Source organism: Lysinibacillus sp. NPDC097214 (assembly GCF_050277945.1).
Lineage (GTDB): Bacteria > Bacillota > Bacilli > Bacillales_A > Planococcaceae > Lysinibacillus > Lysinibacillus xylanilyticus_B.
Genome location: NZ_JBNNSS010000008.1, coordinates 22,184 through 41,035 on the forward strand (window position 1 = coordinate 22,184; position 18,852 = coordinate 41,035).

Consider the following 18,852-nt stretch of genomic DNA (forward strand, 5'->3'; position numbering starts at 1 on the left):
AGAGAGAAGGAAGGTAGGGACGTGGTATTACTAGGGGCATTCATTAACGCGCTGCTCATTATGGTAGGAGCATTGGTAGGACGCATTTTTAAAAATATACCTGAATCGATGAAGTCTACTGTATTATCGATTATCGGTTTAGCAGTTGCACTTTTAGGGATTAAAATGGGCTTTGAAAGTGATAATTTTATTATTCTAATGATAAGTTTAGTGGTCGGTACAGTAATTGGTGAGTGGTTAGATTTAGATAAGCAAATGAATAGACTTGGACAATGGGTAGAATCTTTATTCGGTAAAAAACGTACTGATAATAATCAAATTAGTATAGCGGAAGGCTTTGTAACAGCTTCTTTAATCTTTGTAGTTGGCTCTATGGGCGTCATTGGTGCACTCGATAGTGGTCTGCGTAATGATCATAATGTACTGATTACGAAAGGATTAATCGATGGATTTATATCGATCATCTTAACATCTACATTAGGTATTGGCGTGCTATTATCTGCATTACCTGTATTCGTCTATCAAGGATTAATTGCACTTTTTGCGGGTGTTATTAGCTCTTTTATACCAGAGGCTGCACTACAAATGTTTATTCATGAAATGACTGCTGTAGGCGGTGTTATGATTTTTGCTATTGGTTTAAATATAGCAGGTTTAACTAAAATCAAGGCTGCTAACTTGTTGCCAGGTATCGTTGTTGTCGGTATTGTGGTTGCTATCTTCTATATTTTTCAATGAGTAACGATGTGCAGCGAGCAATAGAGCTCTTGAAAGCTTTTCAGCCATTGCATAGGAAATATGAAGTCTTGTATTTTGTAAAACAAGCATTTCCATAAAGCCTCCAACATTGACGATTCCCTTAATGGAAATGTCACCGATTGGAGGTAATTGTTTTTTTACGGCTTTTCCCGGGAAAATAGGTCCGTTCTGTACAGAAATATGTCCAACATTTTGTTCACTTCCAAGACATGCATCAATCGCAATAATGAAAGGTTTTATAGTATGATTGTGTAGCTGTTGCATAGTAGTGTCTAAATTAAGGGCATGCAAAGGATTGTCTAAAGATCCTACAATTTCATATGGAAAACTAACTGACTTTTTTAGGAAGCTACCTGTTAACGGCCCAAGCGTATCACCTGTACAACGGTCACTTCCAATACAACAGAAAATAAGGCGTTCATGATGAAAGGGTATATGTTCTAAAAATAATGTACTTAATTGCCAAACGATATTTTTACTTTCATGATGAATAGAATAAGGGAGTAACAATTTAGGTATAGTATTCATAAAAAAACTCGCTTTCCTTTTTATTTGTAAGAAGTGCTCGATTTTTATGAAGTATACGCAAATTTTTAGCAAGTTATTCAAGAGGTGGTAATAATGGATTGGTTTAGTGAAAAGGTATTAAGTAACTTATGGGATAAGCTGCTGTCAGAGAAGCTTTGGGAAACGATAATGACTGCTTCAATTAAGATAACGGTTATTTTGATTGCATCGTGGTTAGCTGTTCGATTAGGTAAAAAATTTATTAAAAAAGTGTTTTTAATGCGTATGCGTTCGCCTTTAGATCATTCAGAACGTCGCCAAACAACAATTTCAAGATTATTACAAAGTGTCATTTCCTATGCTGTTTATTTTTCAGCAATCATTGCTATTCTCTCTATATTAAACATTAAGATAGCAGGGTTACTGGCAGGAGCAGGGATTGTCGGTTTAGCCATTGGTTTTGGTGCGCAGAGCTTAGTAAAGGACGTCATTACTGGATTCTTTATTATTTTTGAAGATCAATTTGGTGTTGGCGATTATATAAAAATCAATGCAGCTGAAGGAACTGTTATAGAGATAGGCTTACGTACGACAAAGATTAATGGTTCTACAGGGGAGCAGTTTATTATTCCGAATGGTTCGATTGGCGATGTTGTCAATTACTCTGTCAACAACTCTAAAATTTATATAGATTTACAAATGACGACGGATGCCAATTTTGAAAGAGCTGAATCTATTATTCAAAAGTATTTGAATACTTTACCTGAAATTCATAAGGAACTTGTAGCAGTACCTGCCTTTTTAGGTGTACAAAATGTTAAGGGTACAGAAGTAACGATTCGTATAGCCGCAGAAACATTACCACAGCAACAATATGGGGTGGCTCGTACTATTCGTCGTGATGTTACAAAACTCTTTGAAGAAAATAATATACCAATGGCTCATCCGAAAATGATGTTCTATGGTGTGAATGGAAATGAAGAGGGGAGAAGTGAGTAATATGGACGCAAAGAAATTTGGTTTAAATGATATTGTTGAAATGAAAAAGCAGCATCCATGTGGCACAAATAAGTGGAAGATTATTCGGATGGGGGCGGATGTACGCATTAAATGTGAAGGCTGTCAGCATAGCGTCATGATTCCACGCCGCGAGTTTGAGAAAAAAATGAAAAAGGTTTTAATTTCCTCTAGTGAAGACTAGTTTGATGTGTATTAGACTTTTTATGAGTGAATCAATATAATAGATAAGGTTATACAGTGATTCATCAGTGGGGACTTCTGTAACCTCACAGTATCCGTTAGTACGGGAAATAAAAACAAATTTGAACAGATCATAGAAAGGTTGTGTCCATTCATGGCATTAACAGCTGGAATCGTTGGTTTACCTAACGTTGGAAAATCAACATTATTTAACGCAATTACAAAAGCGGGCGCATTGGCTGCAAACTATCCATTCGCAACAATCGATCCGAACGTCGGTATTGTTGAAGTACCAGATGCACGTTTAGATAAATTAACAGAATTAGTAACACCTAAAAAAACAGTACCAACAGCATTTGAGTTCACAGATATTGCTGGGATCGTAAAAGGCGCTTCAAAGGGTGAAGGGTTAGGGAACAAATTCCTTGCTCATATTCGTGAAGTAGATGCAATTTGCCAAGTTGTACGTTGTTTTGTTGATGAAAATATTACACACGTATCAGGTGGAGTAGATCCGATTGACGATATTGAGGTCATTAATTTAGAGCTTGCACTTGCTGATTTAGAATCTGTTGATAAGCGATTGCAACGTGTTGGCAAAATGGCAAAGCAAAAAGACAAAGAAGCAATGATCGAAGAACCAATTCTTGTAAAAGTTAAAGAGCAATTAGAAAACGGTCGACCAGCACGCGCTGCAGAGCTTTCAGAAGACGAGCTAAAGGTTATTAAAGGACTTCATCTTTTAACAATTAAACCTATGCTTTATGTGGCAAACGTTTCTGAAGATGAAGTTGCTGACGCAGATAATAACGAATATGTGCAAAAGGTACGTGAGTATGCAGCTGCTGAAGGAGCTCAAGTTATCACAATTTGTGCAAAAATCGAGGAAGAAATTTCTGAGCTTGATGATGAAGAAAAAGCAATGTTCTTAGAAGAACTAGGCATTAAAGAATCTGGTTTAGACCAGTTAATCCGTACTTCATATGATTTACTAGGACTAGCAACTTACTTCACTGCTGGGGTACAAGAGGTACGTGCATGGACGTTCCGTAAAGGTATGAAGGCACCACAATGTGCTGGAGTCATTCATACAGACTTTGAACGTGGATTTATTCGTGCAGAAACAGTTGCTTTCGATGATTTAGTAGAAGCTGGTTCTCAACCTGCTGCTAAAGAAGCTGGTAAAGTACGTCTTGAAGGTAAAGAGTATGTTGTACAAGACGGCGATATTATGTTATTCCGTTTCAATGTGTAAAAAACGAACAGGGGCAATCTTTCAATAGATTGCCTTTTTTGTATATATTTTTATCTGAATTTTCAATCTGGAGGATTAGTATGAACATATTACAAATAAAAGATCGTGGTTTAGAAATTGAGGAGCTAGGTAGATTACCAGAAGATATAGTAGAGCTTATTTATGAGCATCAATTGTTTAAGCTATTCACAGCAAAAGAATTAGGCGGTAAAGACTTAGAGCTACTAGAGGGCGTTAAAGTATTCCAGCAGATGTCTGCACTTGATGGCAACTTTGGCTGGCTTGTCACAATAGGGACAGGGGGTAACGCATTTATTCCAACATTGAACAATGAGATTTGTGAAAAAATATTTTCACCAAGAAATGCAGTCATAGCAGGCAGTGGCTATCCTACAGGGATAGCGGTGAAAATAGATGGGGGCTATCGTGTAACGGGTCAATGGAAGTATTGTAGCGGAGCAGATTATGCTACAACTTTTACGATGAATTGCTTTGTCGAGTATGAAGGTATTAGAACTGATAAAATAATTAGTTGCTCAGTAAATTGTGATCAAGTAGAGGTTCTTCATGATTGGCGAGCAATGGGCTTAAAAGCGACAGCTAGCCATACGATTCGTGTGCAAGATGTTTGGGTACCTGAAAAGGAAATATTCCAATTGGGCATAATTAAAAACAAGTATGGAAGTGCGGTACATAGTTTTCCGTTTGGTGCATTTGCAGAAGCTTCATTTGTAAGTGTTTGTCTTGGGATAACAGAAAATTTCTTAGAAGAGGCATCAGTTTTAGTAAAGCAAAGAAAGCATGATCCAAGCCGTACCGAACGTATGGGTGCCATACAATTTTTATTGATGCAACAACAGAAGAACTTTAAACAGCTTGAAGAGAAATTTTACTCAAAGTTGAATGAATACTGGCAAAAACATAAAGAAGGTCATGAGTTGACCGAAGAAGAACTACAACTATTTTCACAAATGGGTAAAGACATTGCAGCGTCTTGTGTAGACATTGCCAATAGCTTAATACGTAAACTTGGTATGGATGCGATTACGGAGACATCTTCAATTAATCGTATTTGGAGAAATTTATATACAGCTGCACAGCATAGTTTTTTAACGCCATAACTTTGTGTTAAAAAATAGAATCTGCTTGGAGACAAGCAGATTCTATTTGTAACGTGACTCTCAGCAAAGTTATTTCTTTCCCTCGGACAAATATACATAAAGCTTAGGTAAATGAGGATCATCCTGTATTAACGCATTTTTGGGGTATTTACGCAATTCTTTATACATGGAAAAATCACCGACTGCTCCAGCGATTAAAAAAGCACCTACTAATACTAAAATAGTACTGTTAAAGTAGAAACCAGCAATTGTCGGGAGAACACCAGTTGTCCAAAATGGAAGTAATAAAGCTTTTTTCATTGCATGATTCGGTAACGGTTGTTCAGTTGTTGCGTACGCTATGCCAAGCTCTAAATTCAGTCCATATTTTAACGATTTAAAGGGTACGCCTCCAAAGACCATAAAGCCAATTAAATGAAAGGCTTCATGTAAGACAATGAAAACAATATACAGAATAACAAAAAGGATAGATCCAATAATCATATTCCAAAATGAAAAATCAAAATCTTTAAAGCAAATAGATTGAATAGCTACAAATAATATGACGAGACCACTTGTGACAACAATATTGTCCATCATTAGTTTTTTTATATCCAACTCTATTATGATAGGTTCTTTATCTGGTAGCATGAAGATCCTCCGTTCATTCATGAATTAAGTTCATTATATAGAAAGAATTGTTTAGTTGCGACTTGAAAGACATGTATCTATATGTTACAATTCATTGATGTGAGTAATAATTATTACTTGCTCCTTGCTCCCTGTGTACAGGAGAGCCTAAGTCCATAAGGAGGTGTAAACAGATGAGAAAATACGAATTAATGTACATCGTACGTCCGAACATTGAAGACGAAGCGAAGAAAGCTTTAGTTGAACGTTTCAACGAAGCCTTAACTTCTAACGGTGCAGAAGTCATCGAATCAAAAGAGTGGGGCAAACGCCGCTTAGCTTATGAAATTCAAGACTTCCGCGAAGGTTTCTACCAAATCGTGAAAGTAAACGCTACTTCAGAAGCAATTAACGAATACACACGTCTTGCTAACATTAGCGAAGATATCATTCGTCACATTGCTGTTCGCCAAGAAGCATAATCATTTATTTTTAACAAAATGCTGAAAAAGGAGGTTGCATTTCTGATGATTAACCGTGTCGTATTAGTTGGAAGACTAACAAAGGATCCTGAGCTACGCTATACGCCTAATGGTGTTGCGTCTACAAGATTTACAGTTGCTGTAAATCGAACATTCTCAAACCAACAAGGTGACCGCGAAGCTGATTTCATTAGCTGTGTTGCTTGGCGCAAACAGGCTGAAAACTTAGCGAACTTCATGCGAAAAGGAAGTTTAATTGGAGTGGAAGGCCGCATTCAAACAGGCAGTTATGAAGGACAAGATGGTAAGCGAGTATACACAACAGATGTAGTGGCAGATAGCGTACAGTTTTTAGAACCTCGTAATGGTAGCGGTGCTCCTGCATCTCCTCAATACGGTGGACAGACTTACGGTAATAACCAACCGTCATATGGCGGTGGTCAACCACAACAACAGTTTGGTGGTGCTATGCCAGGACAGGGTTCATTTGGCGGCGATGCTTATCAGCAAAATCAACCACCTGTGAATCAGCCGAATTATACACGTGTAGATGAGGATCCATTTGCTAATAGCAAAGGACCGATAGAAGTATCTGAGGATGATTTACCGTTCTAATACTTCTAAAATAAAAAATGATAAGGAGGAGACACACTATGGCACCACGTCGCGGAGGCCGCAAACGCCGTAAAGTTTGCTACTTCACTGCTAATAACATTTCGAATATCGACTATAAAGATGTGGATTTACTAAAAAAATTCATCTCTGAACGCGGTAAAATTTTACCACGTCGCGTAACTGGCACTAGCGCTAAGTACCAACGTAAATTAACTTCAGCTATCAAAGTTTCTCGTATTATGGGATTACTTCCATTCGTAGCAGAAGATAAATAATATTTAAAATAAAGGCACAACAAGGTTTAATCGCTTTGATTGTGCTTTTTTTATTTGTGAAAATGGAGTTGCTAATCTTATAACCGCCAATATGGAAATATTAGAAGGTGGAACTTGTGAACAATTACAAAGGGTAGGAGTATTGAAAATAGCAATCCTTATTTTGATAATATTGTTTATTTTTCACCAAAAGATGTGGATGACGCTTGTTAAAATGTAGTCATTTATATTAGTTGATTGGAGTGGAGACTGGGCGACTCCTTGGGGATTAGCAATAGGGGAACGAAGGCTAAAATCATCACATCCTGTGATAACGCCTTCGTGACCAACATCGTGTTGGCCCGAGACCCTGGAGCGAGCAAAGCGAGTGAAGCGGCTCATCGGACGCCCCCAGGAAAGCGCCCGGTCGGAACGGAAATCAATCCCACATTATGGAGGTTGATGAGCTTAGTTTATCTCAGTAATTGCTCTATAAATTACCATTTGCTATTATGATAAGAATTTATTACACTCTTAATAGACATGAATAAAGAAAAGATGAAATTTTAGAGATTGAGAAACAATCGACTAAGTAACATTTTTTAAAACAAAACGGCTTATAATCATTTCGATTAAAAGCCTTTTTTCATGTATTAGTAACTGTCGTAAGTTGCTTTTTTTTATTGTTAGAGAAATTTTGAAATATATATATAGAAGAACATAATCAATGAATGAATTTGTTATGCTTTTTCGGTAAAAAATCTCCTATATAGCTATGTATTTTATGCTTTAGTCATTGGTTCTACAAAATTAATGACAAAGCATACAGTTGTTCTTAGCGTTTTTTGTTCAATAACCTGAAAAAATGGTACAATAAAGGTCAGTAAGTTTGACTAAAAAAAGGAAGGTTTTCAATGCCGAATAATCAAACAAAGGCGCTTGTACAAGGCTCAATGATGGTCGCAATCTTTACGATTCTAATGCTTATTTCTGCATATGTACCATTCATTTTTATAGTAGGTCTACTATTTGCCCCACTACCGATTGCTTGGTATAGCGCAAATTACAAGCGTTCTTCATCAATACTCGTAGTAGTAGTAGGATGTATCTTAACCACTTTAACGAGTGGCATAACTATGTTACCATTTGCTTTTATTTTGGCATTACTTGGTATTGTTATAGGAAGCGCAATAAATCAAAAGAAGAGCAAACTTTACCTATTCATGTCGTCTGGGGTTTCTGTTCTTCTGTCAATGGCAATTGCCTATGTAGCCTATGTTCAATTTGCTGGTATCAATATCATTAACATGAGCACAGATCTTTTACGCGAAAATTATGAGCAATCAAATGAACTTGCAAAAAATGTGACAGGTCAAGTAGTGTTTCAGCAAGAACAAATTGAGGCTATGTTAAAAACAATTGAGCTGACAATACCTGCAACAGTAACAATCTTTGCATTTATGGCAGCATTTATTATCATAACGTTAAATTTACCTGTATTAAAACGTCTTGGTTTAGACGTACCAAAATTTGCACCGTTCCAAAATATGCGTCTACCACGATCTATTTTATGGTATTACATGATTGTTTTATGCATTAATTTATTTATGCGTCCAGAATTTGGATCTACATTAGATATTATTGTTTTAAATGTTTCTTCTATCTTATGGATGTTATTAATCCTGCAGGGAATTTCCTTTATACATTACTTTATTTCTAAAAAGGAAATGCCCAATGTTGTCAAATGGATAGCGACTTTGTTAGCCTTACCACTATCATCCATTATGATATTGCTAGGCATCGTAGATTTAGGTTTCGACTTACGTTCACTTGTGAAGGGGAAAACCAAAGAATAAGGGGCTGATGTAATGGGGACTTTTAGAAAACGACCAATCCGCTATCCGCTTTTTGTTCTTTCCATTTTTGGCATTGTGACGTTCGTACTTCTATGTATTTGGAGTATCGGGATAGGTATCGGTTATGGAGTAGGTTTTGTTCTATTAATGGCCTATACGTGGAAGGTAGAAAAGATTACCTTTGAAGAAACAGAAAAGCATATTGAATCCATCTCTTTCCGCATGAAAAAAGTTGGGGAAGAGGCATTGCTTGAAATGCCAATTGGGATTTTGCTTGTCAATGATCAATATGAAATAGAATGGTCGAATCCATATATGCAAGGTGTTTTAAATATGGAGAGTTTAGTAGGTGAAGGAATCGTTAATATATCTGATGACATTTACGTGCTAATGAAGAACGAGGAGACAAACGAAGATACGATTACGCTCCGTGATCGTAAGTACCGCGTTTATTATAAAAAAGAAGAGAATTTACTATATTTCTTTGATATTACTGAGCAGATAGCTATTGAAAAACAATACTATGCTGATAGTACAGTTATTGCGATTTTATTTGTTGATAACTATGACGAAATTACACAAGCAATGGACGACCAACCACGTAGTATAACGAATACGATGGTGACATCAATTGTTAATGATTGGGCGGCTGAGCAAGGGATATTTGTGAAACGAATTTCATCCGATCGTTTTTTAGCTGTATTAAACGAATCCATTTTAATGGAGCTTGAAAAGAAAAAATTTGCTATTTTAGATACAATTCGAGAAAAAACAGCGCAAAAAAATACGTCATTAACATTAAGTATTGGCGTTGGTGCAGGATCATCTTCATTAATAGAGCTTGGTGAACTAGCACAATCAAGTTTAGATCTTGTTTTAGGCCGTGGTGGTGATCAGGTTGCCATCAAGCAACCTACAGGAAAGCTAAAATTTTATGGCGGGAAAACTAACCCGGTTGAGAAACGTACACGCGTTAGAGCTCGTGTTATTTCCCATGCACTACGCGATTTAATTCAGGATAGTGACCAAGTGTTTGTTATGGGACATAAAAATCCTGATATGGACTCTATTGGTGCCTCTGTTGGTGTACGTAAAATGGCACAAATGAACGATGTGAAGGGCTACGTAATCATAAATTTTGAAGAATTAAACGGAAGTGTAACACGTTTAATGAATGAAATTGAGAGTAAATCGGATTTCTATGAACATTTCCTAACACCAGAGGAAGCTGCGACAAAAATGACAGAAAAATCATTGCTCGTTATTGTCGATACACATAAACCGAATTTAGTCATAGATTCGCACCTATTGAAGTTGGCTGAAAAAGTTGTGGTCATTGATCACCATCGTCGAAGTGAGGACTTTATAGAAAATCCAACGCTTGTTTATATGGAGCCGTACGCATCGTCCACAGCTGAGCTTGTGACAGAATTACTCGAGTATCAACCAAAACGTGCAAAGATTAATATGCTAGAAGCTACTGCATTGCTAGCGGGAATCATTGTCGATACGAAAAGTTTTACACTACGTACAGGAGCGCGTACGTTTGAAGCGGCTTCTTATTTACGGACAAATGGTGCCGATACAGTGCTAGTACAGCGATTATTAAAAGAAGGTGTCGATACGTATATTGAGCGTTCTAAAATAGTGCAGACTGTTAAGTTCGTGAAGCCAGGTATTGCTATTGCTGTAGGTGAGGAAGCGAAAGTATATGATTCTGTACTAATTGCGCAAACAGCTGACATTTTACTAACAATGAAGGATGTTAGTGCTTCCTTTGTCATTGCGCATCGTTCAGATGGCAAAGTCGGCATAAGTGCAAGATCACTTGGCGAGGTAAACGTGCAGCTTATTATGGAAAAGCTAGGCGGCGGCGGGCATTTAACTAATGCTGCTTGCCAAGTAGAAGCAAATTCCATTGATGGAGTAAAAAAATATTTAGAAGAGGCCATAAATGAGGTACTCGAAGGGAGTTCTGAATCATGAAAGTAGTATTTTTAAAAGATGTTAAAGGAAAAGGGAAAAAAGGGGAAATAAAAAATGTAGCAGACGGCTATGCACAAAACTTCTTAATTAAAAATGGTTTTGCTGCTGAAGCAAATGCACAAGCATTAAGTCAATTAGAAGGTCAAAAGAATTTAGAAGCTAAAAATGCTGCTGCCGACTTGGCTGAAGCGGAAGCATTAAAAGAAAAATTAGAAGCTTTAACGGTAGAACTAAAAGCAAAATCAGGTGAAGGTGGTCGCCTATTTGGTTCAGTATCTTCAAAGCAAGTTGCCGATGCACTTCAAAAAAAGCATGGCATAAAAATTGATAAACGTAAAATGACTTTAAGTGATGGAATTCGTGCGCTAGGCTTTACAAATGTACCTGTAAAACTACACCATGAAGTATCTGCTACATTAAAAGTTCATGTAACGGAAGAATAAGGGGCGACAATCCATGACCGAACCGATGATGGATCGCGTTCCACCGCATAACCGGGAAGCCGAGCAATCGGTTATCGGTGCGATTTTCCTCGATCCTCAATCGTTAATCACTGCATCTGAAATTTTACTAGCAGATGATTTTTATCATAATGCACATAAGCAAATTTTCGAAACGATGCTACGTTTAAGTGATCAAGGGAAAGCGATAGATGTTGTCACAGTTACTGAAGAATTATCAGCTAAAAAAGAAATTGAGGATGTTGGCGGGCTATCGTATTTACTAGAGCTCGCCAATGCTGTCCCTACAGCTGCTAACGTCGCACACTATGCGAAAATTGTCGAAGAAAAGGCCCTATTACGTCGTTTAATTCGTGTAGCTACTAAAATAGTAGAAGATGGCTATACTCGTGAAGATGAGGTAGAGGCGTTACTTGGTGAAGCAGAGAAGAAAATGATGGAGGTAGCCAGTCGTAAAAATGCGGGTGACTTTAAGCATGTTAAAGACGTATTGGTGGAAACCTTTGATAACATTGAGCAGCTTCAATCACAAAAAGGTGATGTTACAGGTATTCCGACAGGCTTCCGTGACTTAGACCATATAACAGCTGGCTTCCAGCGTAACGATTTAATTATTGTTGCGGCACGTCCATCTGTAGGGAAAACAGCCTTTGCATTGAATGTCGCACAAAGTGTTGCCGTTCAAGCGCGGGAAAATGTTGCGATCTTCTCCTTAGAGATGGGTGCTGAGCAGTTAGTTATGCGTATGCTTTGTGCAGAGGGAAATATAGATGCACAAGTTTTACGTACTGGTGCTTTAACAACAGAAGATTGGGGTAAACTAACTATGGCAATGGGGAGTTTATCAAATTCAGGAATTTTTATTGACGATACACCGGGTGTACGTATTAATGAAATTCGCGCAAAATGTCGACGTTTAGCACAAGAGCATGGCCTCGGTATGATTTTGATTGACTATTTACAACTTATTCAAGGTAGTGGTAAACCAGGGGAGAACCGTCAGCAAGAGGTATCTGATATTTCACGTTCTTTAAAACATTTAGCGCGTGAATTAAAGGTTCCAGTCATTGCATTATCACAGCTATCTCGTGGCGTTGAGCAACGTCAAGATAAGCGACCAATGATGAGTGACTTACGTGAATCGGGAAGTATTGAGCAAGATGCTGATATTGTTGCCTTCTTATATCGTGATGATTATTACGATAAGGAGTCCGAGAGTAAAAATATGATTGAAATTATTATTGCTAAACAGCGTAACGGTCCAACGGGTACAGTTACTCTTGCCTTTAAAAAAGAATTCAATAAATTCATTAATGTGGATTGGTCGCAAATGCCGCCACCACCACCACGTGATTAAATATTTATTTGGCTCATCACCAATAGTTGGAGATGATTTTTGTTAAAACGTATGCTATGTTGGCCAAATACTGATTGAAAAAGAGGAACATAACGTTTCCGATTACGCCAAAACGGAATTAATCTGAATGTTAGATAATATTCATACCATTCTGTTATTAAACACGAACGTTGAATCATATTTTTTGATTTTATGTTCGTGTTTATAAGTATTTATGTTGACTAGGCGTTTCTATCATTGTTACAATAATTAACGGCTTAAAAATTGAGATACAAATCGTATCTAACGGAGGTGCTGACTATGACATCAGTTGTAGTTGTAGGAACACAGTGGGGAGACGAAGGAAAAGGTAAAATTACGGATTTCCTTTCACAAAAAGCCGATGCAATCGCTCGTTTTGCAGGCGGTGATAATGCAGGACATACTATTAAATTTGATGGTGAAACTTATAAGTTACACTTAATCCCATCAGGTATTTTCTATAAAGAAAAAACTTCAGTAATCGGAAATGGTCTTGTTGTAAATCCAAAGTCATTAGTGACTGAGCTTAGAGGTTTACAAGAGCGTGGCATTGATACAGATAATTTACGAATTTCTAACCGTGCGCATGTTATTTTGCCATATCATATAAAACAAGATATCGCTGATGAGGAAAGCCGTGGCGATAATAAAATTGGTACGACTTGTAAAGGGATTGGACCATGTTATCAGGATAAAGTAGCACGTATTGGTATCCGTATGGCTGATTTACTAGACAAGGATGTATTTGAAGAAAAACTACGTCAAAATTTAGCAATTAAGAATAAATTATTTGAGAAATTTTACGAAGTTGAAGGCGTAACATTCGAAGAAATTTTCGAGGAATATTACAACTATGGACAAGAAATCGCAAAATATGTAACAGACACGTCTAAAATCTTAAATGATGTACTAGATGAAGGCGGCAAAGTGTTATTTGAAGGAGCACAAGGTATTTTACTTGATGTCGATCAAGGTACGTATCCATTTGTAACATCTTCAAATCCTGTTGCCGGCGGAGTAGCGATTGGTGCTGGTGTTGGCCCATCACGAGTTACAAGTGTTATTGGTGTATCTAAAGCCTATACTTCTCGTGTTGGCGATGGTCCGTTCCCGACTGAATTATTTGATGAAGTTGGTCAACAAATTCGTGAAGTTGGTCGTGAATACGGTACAACAACTGGCCGTCCACGTCGTGTAGGCTGGTTTGATACGGTAGTTGTGCGCCACTCACGCCGAGTAAGTGGTATTACGCATCTTGCACTTAATTCAATTGATGTTTTATCTGGTTTAGAAACAGTGAAAATTTGTACTGCGTATAAATATAAAGATGAAACAATTACTGAGTATCCAGCAAACCTTCATATTATTGAACAATGTGTACCAATTTATGAAGAGCTTCCAGGCTGGTCAGAAGATGTTACAGGCTGCAAAAAATTAGAAGAGCTACCTGAGAATGCACGACGCTATGTAGAACGCGTGAGTGAATTAACTGGTATTGAAATTGCTACTTTCTCTGTTGGTCCTGCACGTGAACAAACGAACGTTTTAGTGGACGTTTGGGAAGCAAAATAATTATAAATCACAAAAAGGCGTACCATACACGGTACGTCCTTTTTTATACCTCTTTCCTTACTCTGAATTTTGGGGCGAGACGCAATTATTGTCCGTTATATTTTATATATTCAAAATTAAGTAAGACTCTTCGGCAAAACGAGGGGTTGATTTCCGTTCCGACTGAGCGCTTTCCTGGGGGCGTCCGATGAGCCGCTTCACTCGCGCTGCTCGCTCCAGGGTCTCGGGCCAACACGATGTTGGTCACGAAGGCGTTATCACAGGATGTGATAACGCCTTCGTTCCCCTATTGCTGATCCCCGAGGAGTCGCTCAGTCTCCACTCCAATCAACCACTTCACTTAACATATATTTTCTGGCATATTACTCTAATTTATAGTGATAATATGTGAAAATATAGCGGTCGTAATAGATGTCTTTTGTGCGAAAGCGAAGCGGCAGCAATAGATCCTTTTTGCAAAGCGTAGCTACACAAAATGTAATATAGCGTCACTGTAATAAGCCTATTCAATTTGATTATGGTAAGTAGCCATAATGTTCACTTTCATAGATGTTTTTCAAATAACATTAAAAAGGGCGTGCCATATATGGTACGCCCTTGTCATTAGTGAATATCTTTCTTCTTGAAGCGACCACCCTTAACCTCTGCAATATTGCCGATTGCTAGGAATGCATTATCATCAATTTCAGCGACGATTGATTTTAACTTCGATTCCTCTAATCGGGTAATGATGGTAAAAATAACTTTTTTATCGTTCCCCGTATAAGCCCCTTCACCATGAAGGAAAGTTACACCTCGACCAAGTCGGTCCATAATGGTCTGTCCGATTTCATCAATTTCATCACTAATGATATATACAGATTTTGATTCCTCCATCCCTTGAATGACGATGTCGATCATTTTATAGGCAATATAGTATGCCAGGATAGAGTACATAGCTTGTTCCCATGTGAACACAAATCCCGCTACCGTAAAGATGAGTAAATTAAAGAACATAATAATTTCACCAACGGAGAACGGTGTTTTTCTATTGAATAAAATAGCTAAAATCTCAGTCCCATCTAACGAACCACCATAACGAATGACGATGCCGACACCAATACCTAATATCATGCCTCCAAAAACTGTGGCCAATAAAGTATCTTGAGTAAATGGTTTTAGATTATGTAAGAAAAGTGTTGTTAATGAGAGTACTGTAATTCCGAGCCCTGATGAAAGTGCAAAAGTTTTACCAATTTGTTTATAGCCTAAAAAGATAAAAGGTAAGTTTAAAATGAAGATGAAGATACCGAGAGGTAAATTTAATAAATGAGAAGTGATAATGGATACGCCTACGATTCCACCATCCATAATGTTGTTTGGTACTAAAAATAGCTCCAGCCCGAGTGCCATAATGACTGCACCTAATGACACCATAATGGTCCTCATTATAAGTTTACGAACAGTATTCTTACTTTGGGGCTTTCTTACTTTAGGGGTTATTCCAGAGGTTTGTGAATCATTCAAATTAATCGCTCCAATCAACTAGTATATCTCTATTCTATTTTATCGGAATATTAAAAAAGTAAAAAGTGGTAAGTCTTAAATCATACTAAAAATAAATGAAATACTACGTTTTTCTCAAACACTACAAATTTACTGAAAGAATTTAACTTCTTTCAGTAAACGTCTTTTGTACCGAAAGTGAAGTGTATTGAGTGGATCCACATCAGATATCCTTTGAAAAGACACGGCTGGAGCGAAAATCCACACCTGAAATTATTTTTATTAATTGCTACAAAAATAGGAATTATGTAACAAGTAGTAGAGAAATAATACATTTACATTACAAAAAGATGAAAACAATCTAACTGTATTTTCTTTATGGTACAGTATATTGGTGCAAAAAATCCTTGTGGGTAATTAATCCTACGATAGGTTAAAGTTGGAAGGGGCTTTATTGATGAGTTCGTCTTGGTCAAGAAAAGGAAAAAATAGTAGATTCACTTACAATTTTTCTTCAATTAAAAAGATATCCATTATTACAGTGTTAATGACAAGTTTAACGGTTAATGTAGGTTTTGCAAAAGAAAATCATAATGAAGATTTGAATAAAATTTATCACGTTTACGTGGGAAATAAATATATAGGTGCGGTCTCTAATGAGAAAGCTATCGAAGAAATCATTGCGTCAAAGGAAAAAGAAGTAGGTCAAAACTACAAAGAGTTATCTATCGATGCTAGTTCTTCTGTCAAAGTAATTCCAGAGAAAGTATTTAGTAATCAAACTAAAGATGTGGAGATTTTGGAGAAATTAGAGCAATCTTTAGTAGTTCAATCTCCATCATTTACATTATCTGTAAATGACAAACCTGTAGTTTCTTTAAAAGATGCAAAAGACTATGAAGATACTATTCGTATGCTAAAACTACAATATGTTTCACAGCAAGAGCTAAATAGTTTATATGTTAACCAGCAATCAACGAACGTTCCACCATTACAGACTGGTGAAGCGCGACTTGTAGATGTTTCTTTTAAACAGGAAGTTTCAGGTACAACACAAAAAGTAGCACCAAATGCTATTGTAACGCCTACGGAAGCTGTGAAATATTTAATGACAGGCTCTCTTGAACAAGAAACATATAAAGTTCAATCAGGTGATGTTTTAGGCTCGGTTGCCCAAAAACATGGATTAACAACAACTGAGCTAGCAGCGTTAAATCCAGGTATCACTGTTGATACAGTTTTACAGATTGGACAAGCATTAAACGTAACAGTCGCTAAACCATTTGTAACACTTGAAGTAAAGCAGGAGAAGAAAGTTACTGATACTATTCCGTTTAAGAAAATAGTTGAAGAAGATCCGACGATGTATAAAGGTGAGAAAGTGATTAAACAACAAGGCGTTAATGGAAGAAAAGAAACATCTTATTTATTAACGTTTGAAAATGGGACTCGTATATCCAAAGTTGCGTTAGAAGAAGAAATTATACAACAACCAGTTGACGAAATTGAAGTAGTTGGTACGAAGGTAATTTCTTCACGTGGTACGGGTGAATTTACTTGGCCAACAGTGGGTGGCTATATTTCAAGTGGAATGGGTCAACGTTGGGGAGAACTCCATCGTGGTATTGATATTGCTCGTCCTACTAATTATAATATTTTAGCTTCAGATAATGGTGTTGTTGCCGCTGCTGGTGTCTCAGGTAGCTACGGTAATCGTATCGTAATTGATCATCATAATGGTTATACAACGCTTTACGGACACCTTTCTTCAATTGAAGTGGAAGTAGGACAAGTAGTAGAAAAAGGTTCTGTTATAGGTATTATGGGCTCTACTGGAAATTCAACAGGTACACATCTACACTTTGAAGTTGAAAAAAATGGTTCGTTAGAAAATCCATTAACATATGTAGGGCGTTAATCAGTTCGAATAGAAGACAGTCCAAAATAGGGCTGTCTTTTTGTATATGTTGTATATAAATCTATGTTATTTCCCGAGAAATATTTGTCGAAAAATAGTTCGATACAATATCGTATATTGTCTTAGGATTTAGAATAATGCATAGAAGTTAAAAGCATGGTAGAGTTAGAGTAGTGACTTTAACTTTTTTCAGCAAAATTCCCCCACCTCTATAGGTGGTGAGTTGAATGCCAGTTGAAGTTATTTTTCAGCGGGTGCCTGCTGAAATAGAAGAACTTAGGCTAAAAACTTCACATCCTGTGAAAACGCCTGAGTGACCAACATCGTGCTGTTGTTGCTGACGCTTCGCTTTCGCACAGTTAAAACCGTGTTGCTGACGCTTCGCTTTCGCACAGTTAAAACCGTGTTGCTGTCGCACAAAAGACATTTGTTGGCCTAAAGCCTCCGGCGGATGTCACGGATTCCGAAAGGAGTGCTTATAGGATGTTAGCCTAAAATCATCGCATCCATGCGATAACGGCTAACTGACCTGTATCGGTAAAAACGTCACGTCCTGCGGCATTACCTAAATGACTGACATCGTGTCGGCCATGTAGGCTTAGCCACAAAGCCGAATCATAATTGATAAAATACAAATCGTTTAAGAATAGATAAAAAGCGAAAGGGAGAGAAATATATGGAAAAAACCATTTTAGTTGTTGACGATGAAAAACCAATCGCAGATATTTTACAGTTTAATTTAATAAAAGAAGGTTACAAAGTTATTTGTGCTTATGATGGAGATGAAGCCCTAGAGAAAGTTGAGGAAGAGCAACCGGATTTAATGCTTTTAGATATAATGTTACCTAAGCGTGATGGGATGGAAGTTTGTAGAGAAGTACGAAAAAAGTATGATTTCCCTATCATTATGCTAACGGCAAAAGGCTCAGAGATTGATAAAGTATTAGGCTTAGAAATGGGCGCAGATGATTATGTGACGAAGCCATTTAGTACACGAGAGCTTATTGCGCGTGTAAAGGCAAATATGCGTCGCTTACAGGTAGTAGCCCCTACTGCTGAAGAGGTCGAGGAAGAATCCAATGAAATTGTAGTAGGCTCTCTTGTTATTCAGCCAGACGCTTACTTAGTATTGAAACGTGATGAAGCAATTGAACTAACGCATAGGGAGTTTGAATTATTACATTATTTAGGTAAGCATATCGGTCAAGTAATGACGCGTGAACATTTACTGCAAACTGTGTGGGGCTATGACTATTTCGGCGATGTACGAACAGTTGATGTAACGATTCGTCGTTTACGGGAAAAAATAGAGGACAATCCTAGTCATCCAGCTTGGATTGTTACACGCCGTGGTGTAGGTTATTATTTACGAAATCCTGAACAGGAGTAAAAAG

Annotated in this window: 19 protein-coding genes; 15 read left to right on the top strand and 4 right to left on the bottom strand. The window is 37.3% G+C overall.

Features of this window, described 5'->3' with window-relative positions:
- Window positions 1-21: 21 nt before the first annotated feature.
- On the top strand, window positions 22-738 hold the full coding sequence (locus tag ACQKMI_RS17625; protein ID WP_427491042.1) for a DUF554 domain-containing protein: 717 nt from the start codon (window positions 22-24) through the stop codon (window positions 736-738).
- On the opposite strand, the gene yyaC is transcribed toward ACQKMI_RS17625, so the two are convergent.
- Window positions 655-1,287, bottom strand: a complete 633-nt coding sequence (gene yyaC / locus ACQKMI_RS17630; protein ID WP_427491044.1) for a spore protease YyaC — start codon at window positions 1,285-1,287, stop codon at window positions 655-657. The two genes, ACQKMI_RS17625 and yyaC, sit on opposite strands and share 84 nt — an antisense overlap.
- 93 nt (window positions 1,288-1,380) lie before the next feature.
- Between yyaC and ACQKMI_RS17635 the strand changes: the two genes are divergently transcribed.
- The 4 genes from ACQKMI_RS17635 (at window position 1,381) to ACQKMI_RS17650 (ending at window position 4,842) form a co-directional block, all read left to right on the top strand.
- Complete coding sequence (locus ACQKMI_RS17635; RefSeq protein ID WP_427491046.1) at window positions 1,381-2,265, top strand: mechanosensitive ion channel family protein; 885 nt, start codon at window positions 1,381-1,383, stop codon at window positions 2,263-2,265.
- A gap of 1 nt (window position 2,266) precedes the next feature.
- Window positions 2,267-2,467 carry a DUF951 domain-containing protein gene (locus tag ACQKMI_RS17640; protein ID WP_427491256.1) on the top strand — a complete coding sequence of 67 codons (201 nt, stop codon included), beginning with the start codon at window positions 2,267-2,269 and terminating at the stop codon, window positions 2,465-2,467.
- Between the two features lie 153 nt (window positions 2,468-2,620).
- The gene (gene ychF, locus ACQKMI_RS17645) at window positions 2,621-3,721 is read left to right on the top strand and encodes a redox-regulated ATPase YchF (protein WP_068985809.1); all 1,101 of its coding nucleotides are present in this window, start codon (window positions 2,621-2,623) and stop codon (window positions 3,719-3,721) included.
- An 80-nt stretch (window positions 3,722-3,801) separates the two neighbouring features.
- On the top strand, window positions 3,802-4,842 hold the full coding sequence (locus ACQKMI_RS17650) for an acyl-CoA dehydrogenase (RefSeq protein WP_427491048.1): 1,041 nt from the start codon (window positions 3,802-3,804) through the stop codon (window positions 4,840-4,842).
- Window positions 4,843-4,911: 69 nt separating this feature from the next.
- On the opposite strand, the gene ACQKMI_RS17655 is transcribed toward ACQKMI_RS17650, so the two are convergent.
- Window positions 4,912-5,472 carry a DUF3267 domain-containing protein gene (locus ACQKMI_RS17655; protein WP_427491050.1) on the bottom strand — a complete coding sequence of 187 codons (561 nt, stop codon included), beginning with the start codon at window positions 5,470-5,472 and terminating at the stop codon, window positions 4,912-4,914.
- A gap of 173 nt (window positions 5,473-5,645) precedes the next feature.
- On the opposite strand from ACQKMI_RS17655, the gene rpsF reads away from it, so the two are divergent.
- The 8 genes from rpsF (at window position 5,646) to ACQKMI_RS17695 (ending at window position 14,055) form a co-directional block, all read left to right on the top strand.
- On the top strand, window positions 5,646-5,933 hold the full coding sequence (gene rpsF / locus ACQKMI_RS17660; RefSeq protein WP_427416083.1) for a 30S ribosomal protein S6: 288 nt from the start codon (window positions 5,646-5,648) through the stop codon (window positions 5,931-5,933).
- A 45-nt stretch (window positions 5,934-5,978) separates the two neighbouring features.
- Window positions 5,979-6,548 (top strand): single-stranded DNA-binding protein, encoded by a 570-nt coding sequence (gene ssb, locus ACQKMI_RS17665; protein WP_323648417.1) that lies wholly within the window; start codon window positions 5,979-5,981, stop codon window positions 6,546-6,548.
- A gap of 38 nt (window positions 6,549-6,586) precedes the next feature.
- Complete coding sequence (gene rpsR, locus ACQKMI_RS17670) at window positions 6,587-6,823, top strand: 30S ribosomal protein S18 (protein WP_427491052.1); 237 nt, start codon at window positions 6,587-6,589, stop codon at window positions 6,821-6,823.
- A gap of 893 nt (window positions 6,824-7,716) precedes the next feature.
- Window positions 7,717-8,658, top strand: coding sequence for a YybS family protein (locus tag ACQKMI_RS17675; RefSeq protein WP_427491054.1), 942 nt, complete (start codon window positions 7,717-7,719; stop codon window positions 8,656-8,658).
- 12 nt (window positions 8,659-8,670) lie between these two features.
- Entirely contained in the window at window positions 8,671-10,644 is a 1,974-nt protein-coding gene (locus tag ACQKMI_RS17680) for a DHH family phosphoesterase (protein ID WP_427491056.1), read from the top strand.
- Window positions 10,641-11,087, top strand: coding sequence for a 50S ribosomal protein L9 (rplI, locus tag ACQKMI_RS17685; protein WP_427491058.1), 447 nt, complete (start codon window positions 10,641-10,643; stop codon window positions 11,085-11,087). Before ACQKMI_RS17680 ends, rplI begins: the two co-directional genes overlap by 4 nt.
- Before the next feature lie 13 nt (window positions 11,088-11,100).
- Entirely contained in the window at window positions 11,101-12,462 is a 1,362-nt protein-coding gene (dnaB, locus tag ACQKMI_RS17690) for a replicative DNA helicase (protein ID WP_427491060.1), read from the top strand.
- A 300-nt stretch (window positions 12,463-12,762) separates the two neighbouring features.
- A complete protein-coding gene (locus ACQKMI_RS17695) occupies window positions 12,763-14,055 on the top strand; it encodes an adenylosuccinate synthase (protein ID WP_427491062.1) in 1,293 nt (430 codons plus the stop codon).
- 603 nt (window positions 14,056-14,658) lie between these two features.
- Here the strand turns inward: ACQKMI_RS17695 and ACQKMI_RS17700 are convergent.
- On the bottom strand, window positions 14,659-15,471 hold the full coding sequence (locus ACQKMI_RS17700) for a YitT family protein (RefSeq protein ID WP_427491064.1): 813 nt from the start codon (window positions 15,469-15,471) through the stop codon (window positions 14,659-14,661).
- A 526-nt stretch (window positions 15,472-15,997) separates the two neighbouring features.
- On the opposite strand from ACQKMI_RS17700, the gene ACQKMI_RS17705 reads away from it, so the two are divergent.
- Window positions 15,998-17,458: a peptidoglycan DD-metalloendopeptidase family protein gene (locus ACQKMI_RS17705; protein ID WP_427491066.1), complete on the top strand. Its 1,461-nt coding sequence runs from the start codon at window positions 15,998-16,000 to the stop codon at window positions 17,456-17,458.
- Between the two features lie 247 nt (window positions 17,459-17,705).
- On the opposite strand, the gene ACQKMI_RS17710 is transcribed toward ACQKMI_RS17705, so the two are convergent.
- On the bottom strand, window positions 17,706-17,885 hold the full coding sequence (locus ACQKMI_RS17710) for a hypothetical protein (RefSeq protein ID WP_427491068.1): 180 nt from the start codon (window positions 17,883-17,885) through the stop codon (window positions 17,706-17,708).
- A 249-nt stretch (window positions 17,886-18,134) separates the two neighbouring features.
- Between ACQKMI_RS17710 and yycF the strand changes: the two genes are divergently transcribed.
- A complete protein-coding gene (gene yycF, locus ACQKMI_RS17715; protein ID WP_323648426.1) occupies window positions 18,135-18,848 on the top strand; it encodes a response regulator YycF in 714 nt (237 codons plus the stop codon).
- Window positions 18,849-18,852: the final 4 nt, after the last annotated feature.